General features: G+C 40.9%; 4 protein-coding genes. 2 read left to right on the forward strand and 2 right to left on the reverse strand.

Going from position 1 to position 3801, the window contains the following annotated elements; genetic code table 11:
* Positions 1-294 precede the first annotated feature (294 nt).
* Both CXF82_RS00755 and CXF82_RS00760 read left to right on the forward strand, forming a co-directional pair.
* Positions 295-891, forward strand: coding sequence for a tyrosine-type recombinase/integrase (locus CXF82_RS00755; protein WP_102043499.1), 597 nt, complete (start codon positions 295-297; stop codon positions 889-891).
* 278 nt (positions 892-1169) lie between these two features.
* The gene (locus tag CXF82_RS00760; protein WP_102043502.1) at positions 1170-2171 is read left to right on the forward strand and encodes a DUF4382 domain-containing protein; all 1002 of its coding nucleotides are present in this window, start codon (positions 1170-1172) and stop codon (positions 2169-2171) included.
* Between the two features lie 496 nt (positions 2172-2667).
* Here CXF82_RS00760 and CXF82_RS00765 read toward each other — a convergent pair whose 3' ends face one another.
* On the reverse strand, positions 2668-3141 hold the full coding sequence (locus tag CXF82_RS00765) for a YybH family protein (protein ID WP_257982699.1): 474 nt from the start codon (positions 3139-3141) through the stop codon (positions 2668-2670).
* Positions 3142-3198: 57 nt separating this feature from the next.
* A partial coding sequence (locus CXF82_RS00770; RefSeq protein ID WP_145991623.1) for a copper resistance D family protein occupies positions 3199-3801 on the reverse strand: 603 nt, incomplete at its 5' end.

Here is a 3801-nt window from a genome sequence, read left to right on the forward strand (position 1 = left end):
CAATTCGCTGGCGGTAGAGAAGCAAAAAGGGATCGCACCGGCTTCTTCGATAAATAATGTTTTCAGTTCTTCAAAACCTGTAATCACCAGCCAGTCGATGCCGTTAACATGATGGATAAACATAGAGTTTCTCGGTTATTCTAGTGCGGATATTTTATCACTATTAGGGGAGAACGTAGTAGAGATTTAGTTGCTAAAGTTATTTCCGGACATTCATTAGGCCAACTTGAAATACGTCTTTGTTCATTTCCTTCCAACTACAATCGTGATGACCAAATAAAGAAGGAGGTCATCATGGAAGCTTTCAACAAAAAGAAACGAAGCGGCGTAAAAAAGCCTTTTCGGCTTGAGGAGATTTGGCGGATCAGAACCAGACTAGAAATTGAAAATAGTCTGATGGAGCTGGCGCTGCTCAACTTAGCTATTGATAGCAAACTTAGAGCTAGTGATTTACTTTTGCTCAGGGTTTGCGATGTATCTTCACAGGATAGGATATTTAATCGTGTTAAGCATATCCAGCAAAAAACAGACATTGAAGTTCAATTTGAGATAACGACAAGAACTCAACAAAGTCTAATGAAATGGATTTTGATTGCTTCACTGACCAGCGGCGATTTTCTTTTTCCAAGCCAAAGGCGGAATCAGAAAGCGATTAGCTATTCTTACTATCGCTCCCTAGTCAGAAAATGGGCGTCAAATCTTGGGTTGGACCCTAACTTGTATGGTACTCACTCGATGAGGCGAACCAAAGCGACATTAGTCTATGCAAAAACGAAAAATATTCGAGCGGTGCAGCTTTTACTGGGACATACAAAGGTAGATAACACGATCCGCTACCTTGGAGTTGAATTAGAAGACGCATTGTTACTTTCAGAAGGCACTGATTGTTAGTCGAAAGGAACCCTGTTTTGTAGGGTTCCAATTAACCGCTATTCTGACAAATTCTTGCCCCAAAGTGTGTTGGGTCATTCATAAAAAGTATAAGCTATTTTTTGATCTGAAAAGCCCACTATAGCTGTGAGGGGGGGGCGTTTCAAATTCCAGTAGCTTACTTGGACCTCGGGTTTACAAATAAATAACGGACTGGTCACAAATGCTGCATTAAAAGATATTGCCCCTCCCCCTAATTAGGTATTATTAGAAAAATTTAATGGACAATAGTGATGCTAATGAATCAGTATAAAAGTGTACTCATATTATCCACAATGCTATTAACAAGTGCATGTGGCAGTGACAGCAATAGTGATGCAGTTCCTGATAATCTCAATGGGCAATTCTCATTAGCGGTTTCAGACTCACCAATGGCGGGTGTAGCCCATGTTGGCATGGTGATGAATGAATTGGTCATGACAGATTCAACAGGGGTTGTTCTACGACATAGCTTACAAGACATGGCGTTTAACTTGCTAGATTACCAAGGAATGGATAGTCACCAGGTTATCTCTGGTATTGAACTACCTGAGGGGCATTACCATGATGTTCACATTAATATGGTTCAAGGAGATGGTAACCAAGGTTGCTATGTTGATGATGGTCAAGGGCGCCATGCTTTACATATTAACAATGGTTTTTTACCCGTTGATGATTTCGAAATCATTAACGGGCAACATCACTCCATGACATTAGAAATTGATCTATATCGTGGCCTCTCTCATGAGCAAGCTGAATATCAGTTGCATCATGAAGGCATGTGGTCAATAGATAATAGCCAGATGGGGCATTTGCTCGGTGAAGTTGATCCGCAGTGGGTCGCTGATTGTGAAACGGCCTACGCAGATAAAGCGCCGACCCTCGACGCTCAGTTCCATCATTTGGCCTATCTGTACCCTAATAGCGTCACTGGTTTGAACCAAATGGCTGATATGGGACCTACTCCTCCGGATACCATGGTTAGCCCTGTCTCTGTCTCGCGCCTGAAGCAGGACAGTGAAGGTAATTGGTATTTTACAATGGGGTATTTACCAGAAGGTGATTATCGTGTTGGTTATAGTTGCTTAGGCCATTTAGATGATCCTGCCACTGATGATATCACTACTGGTGAATTCCAAATGTTTAAAGATTCTGGCACGATAACAATCGAAGCAGGAAGCGAAGGCGGGCAACAGAACGAGCATGTTTGTGGTAACGGCAATGGCGGTAACCATGGGGGTCATCACGGTGGAAATGGCTAGGACATTATTCTTTTATTTGGTCGAAGTTAAACCGTAGATCAAAGGGATCTGATTCTAGTTGACCTTTTCTCAAAGGTAGCATATTGAGACTTAAGGCTTCTTGGTGTGGTTGCGAGCAAGTGTAAAAATGTGGAGTACTTTTGGCTCCACTTCTTTAACGATAAAGACTTCGTATATTTCATATTGAGTTTCTAGCTAGCTCTATTTAAGAGAATAGTCATGGTGTAGTGGTCAACTAATTTTGGCCACGGATTTGTATTCTAACCAAAATATTATATTAGGCTAATTCAATAAGTAACAACCTAAATGCTACTGATGTAAAATACGCTGACAATCGATATCAACTCTTCAGTACAGCAACTAAAAATCAGGAAATCCTTTTCCTGTTCAAATATCTATTTTGAAATTATAAAATACAAGTGACTGTAATTTTGCCTGGGAGCATTTACAGGAGCACTCTAATCAGTCCATTAACTAAAAGGTTGAAACTATAATATTACGACCAATGAATATGAATGATCTTCCAGCTGCCATCTTTCTGTTTAGCCAAGACCAAGGTTTCCATACTGGTAGAGTCGATTTTTTTACTCTTGTATTCACCCGTTGAATGGCTAATCGCGGTAGAGATTGCTATATCCCCCATGATTCGCACATTATGTTCTTTGAGAGTAATGTTGAGATCTTTTAAATAAGCCATATCGGCATGCATATGGTGACTCGCATAGTCAGCTAATGAGTGCTCAGCGTTACCGCCTTCATAGATCAACACGTCTTCAGCTAAGGTCATCCTCACCTCCATTTCATTACCAGCCTTCAAGGCTTGATGGAATTGCTGGATTAGTTTTGCTGGAGCTGTGTCCATGCCGATAAATGCCGTAGATTTTGCCTCATGGATTTCTTCGCCATGTGCTGAGACCAGCGTGCAGTGTCCGGCAAAAAACATCAGGATAAACCCAGTGATTAGTGTCAATATTCTTCCATTTTTCATTGTAATTCATTCTCCATTTTCAATTAATAATTGCGAAGACTAACTTAAGCTCTCTGGCCCAAATATACTTGATAGTACGGCCGTGGTGGCCAAGATAAGTAAGCCAACCACAGACTCTAAAGCGATAGACTTCCTAAGGTTACTTTTCGTCCTCAGCTGATTTTCTAACGTCACTTTGGGAACCAAAATGAATTTATGTAGCGCCGCGAATAGCAAGATGATAATGACAAAACTCAGCTTCAGGCTTACTGCAATGCCATAATCACTATTGAGAAACTCTTCAGGCTTATTAAATAACATCAATAACAAACCTATGCCAGAGAACACCACCAAACTAACAATTACGATACCTAGCTGACCGAATCTGTCCATCACATGTTTTAGCAAAATTACATCAATGGTTGAACACATTCGCCATAATGGATAAAAAGCACCAATCCAACAGCCAATCGCCAACAAATGCATAAAAATAAGAACTCTTGCCAAGCCATGCAGTTCAGTACTATGACCAATCAAACTAAATGTTGCAGCTAACAGCACAGTGCTAACAACAAGTGAAGTCAAAGCCGCTCGCCTAACACCTTGAGCTGAGTTTTGCACTAATCTACTCGCGGCAAGAGCCAATACAAAGCCCATTACACG

The sequence above is a fragment of the Shewanella sp. GutDb-MelDb genome (assembly GCF_002836075.1).
In the GTDB taxonomy this organism is placed as follows: Bacteria; Pseudomonadota; Gammaproteobacteria; order Enterobacterales; family Shewanellaceae; genus Shewanella.